A 2,368-nucleotide genomic window follows, 5' to 3' on the forward strand; every position below is an offset into this window, starting at 1 on the left:
CGTCTTGGGTCACCGCCCGGTGGTCAAAGAATAGTGGGGTTGGTTTTCGGGGCTGCCGAAGCCCGCAGTTTTGCGGGCTTTCGCGTTCCCATACGCCTGGCCGACAGTAGCATTGTATAATCACTGTCGTGGCTACGATTCCTCCCACTACTCGAACGTGTGCATTGTTTATAGACGAGTCGGGTTCTAAATCTTCTGCTGGGAAATTCTTCGTTCTGGGTATGGTTAAAACTTATCTTCCGGGCAAACTGTCCTGGCAGTTGCGAAACGTGAAGGAGCGATTCGGCTTCAAGAATGAGTTCAAATTCACGAAAGTCACTCAAGACACATTGCCAGCGTTTAAGAAACTGGTTGAGGTGGCATATGATTCCTCGACGTTGCTGGCCGCGTTTGTGGCAGATTCCACGTGCCGCGACCAGTTTGGTAACCGGCCAGTGTGGAAGGCGCAAGCCGACATGACGACACAACTCGTATCCCACAATTTGGTTCCTGGCGAGGTTGCTTGTGTTTTCGCGGATGTGATTACGACTCCACGCGCAATATCTCTGGCAGAAACCGTGAAGCGGCAAACCAATTTCAGGTTGAAACGCTTGGCGGTGGCTAATGGGGTTGATTTGGATTCACAGGCGTGTATGGAGTTGCAATTGGCGGATTTGTTTGCGGGTGCGGTCAGTTATGAGCGTCGCCTGGCAGCCGGAATCATCACGACTGATGGCGAGTCGCCTAAAGCCAGGCTGGTTGAGCATCTGAAGATGGTTTATGGGTGTGACTCGTTGGGTGACCGGAGCGGGCGGCTGATTAAAATTCACACTGCACAAAACTAGAATCTTAGGGTATAATGATTCACGCGGATGGTCTTGGCCTCTGGTCTGTAGCTGTCTGCCGGTCTTGGCCTCTGGTCTGTAGCCGTGGGTGAAGGGTTTTCCCTTCATGTAAACTTAGCGGGCGGCATCGTCATTTGTTGGAGGTGCTGCCCGTCACTTATGCCGTGCGGGGCAGGGCTTTGTTGCCCAGGTCACCGTCGTTGCGCCGGTCGAAGAATAGTGGGGTTGGTTTCGAGACTGCTGGGGGTGAGGGCAACAAGTATCACAACTATTGCGACTGTATTCCCGTACCGGTGGTGGGGCGCTGGGTGGTGGATCCTCCACTCAACGCGGCTACCGTTGGGAGGGACAGTCCCCCGGTTATGACTTCGAGGAGCTATACGCCACGGAATACAAGCCGTATTGGCGTGAAAACGACACTATTCACGATGTTCTGGCGCGTTGCCGCCAGGCCAAAGCCGCCGCGCGTAACGCGGAGAAACGCCAGACTCGTAAGGCTTATGTTGATGGGACGTTGCAACGCGAGAAATGGAATTCCTATCGGGATTACGCGAAGGACTTGGCCAAGCAGCGTGGCATCAAGATAGACGGCAAACAATACCGGTTACCGCCGAAAACCTGGGTGGAACCACCCTCAGACTGGCCGCAAGACCTCCCGCTGCTGCGCGTTAAGGAATGGAACCATATCCTTTACGGTGACGAAAAGGCGGGCGGGCATAGTTCTGGTTATGGGTGGATACATGACAGGACAGAGTTTGACCCACAAAGCGCTCCCGAAGCTATAGCTGAGAAACTGAAAATCCTGTTGCGACGCATAGACTATTCAGAGCAAGAGAAAACGAAACAGTACACGATAGGAGACGAGGAGGGAAACATCTACAACGTGTACCTTTCAAAGTCACACGGTACAATAAGAGTGGCATCTTTCCACAGGTTTGAGAAGGGATGGCGAAGTCATGAATGAGGATGAACGTAGAGTTGCAGCCCTGCTTGAGCACTTATATGCCGAGGGTTACGCTACCGCACAGGAGCGCAACGATATGCTATGCGCCCTTGAAGAAGATGGGATTTTCGTCCCTCTCGTTGGGGTGACGGCTATAGTCACCAATGACAACAAACCCCTCACGCAAGAACTTCTTGATGAGGTCATAGCATTGAAGGACATCTATGACGAGGAATACTACGAAGAACTCATGGAATCACAGGGGCTGACCGCCTAGATTCCACTAACAACAACTAATCGAACCGTCTTGGCCACTGGCCAGGGCGGTTTTCGTATAGAAAGGAAAACCCATGTCGGATTACGTAGAACTGAAAATCCTGCGGGCAACCCCAAAAATGCCCGCACGTTGGAATGACCCAGATAGTTATGACGTGCAACTTCAACTGTCACGCCCCCTGGGGTTGTCCGCAAGTTGTTGGCAGGTTGGTTGTTTAGGCTGCCTGTTTCCAGGCGGTTTGTCGAGATGTGGGGTTACCCTTGTTTTGTTGGCACTTAGTTTGTCGGGTTTTGCTCGGCTGGAGAGAATGTGAACTATGTCTGC

Annotated in this window: 3 protein-coding genes; all 3 read left to right on the forward strand. The window is 52.5% G+C overall.

The window, feature by feature from the left end; genetic code table 11:
* Positions 1-128: 128 nt before the first annotated feature.
* The 3 genes from HMPREF0577_RS01985 to HMPREF0577_RS01995 all read left to right on the forward strand — a co-directional run bounded on the left by HMPREF0577_RS01985 (position 129) and on the right by HMPREF0577_RS01995 (position 2,044).
* Entirely contained in the window at positions 129-824 is a 696-nt protein-coding gene (locus HMPREF0577_RS01985) for a DUF3800 domain-containing protein (RefSeq protein ID WP_248613635.1), read from the forward strand.
* 271 nt (positions 825-1,095) lie between these two features.
* Positions 1,096-1,788: a hypothetical protein gene (locus HMPREF0577_RS01990; RefSeq protein WP_004012007.1), complete on the forward strand. Its 693-nt coding sequence runs from the start codon at positions 1,096-1,098 to the stop codon at positions 1,786-1,788.
* The gene (locus HMPREF0577_RS01995) at positions 1,781-2,044 is read left to right on the forward strand and encodes a hypothetical protein (RefSeq protein ID WP_004012008.1); all 264 of its coding nucleotides are present in this window, start codon (positions 1,781-1,783) and stop codon (positions 2,042-2,044) included. Before HMPREF0577_RS01990 ends, HMPREF0577_RS01995 begins: the two co-directional genes overlap by 8 nt.
* Positions 2,045-2,368: the final 324 nt, after the last annotated feature.

The organism is Mobiluncus mulieris ATCC 35243, assembly GCF_000160615.1.
GTDB lineage: Bacteria > Actinomycetota > Actinomycetes > Actinomycetales > Actinomycetaceae > Mobiluncus > Mobiluncus mulieris.

Bases quoted from the DNA above. Each gene is read 5' to 3' on its own strand.
- HMPREF0577_RS01995 (WP_004012008.1), top strand. From the start codon at position 1,781: ATGAATGAGGATGAACGTAGAGTTGCAGCCCTGCTTGAGCACTTATAT.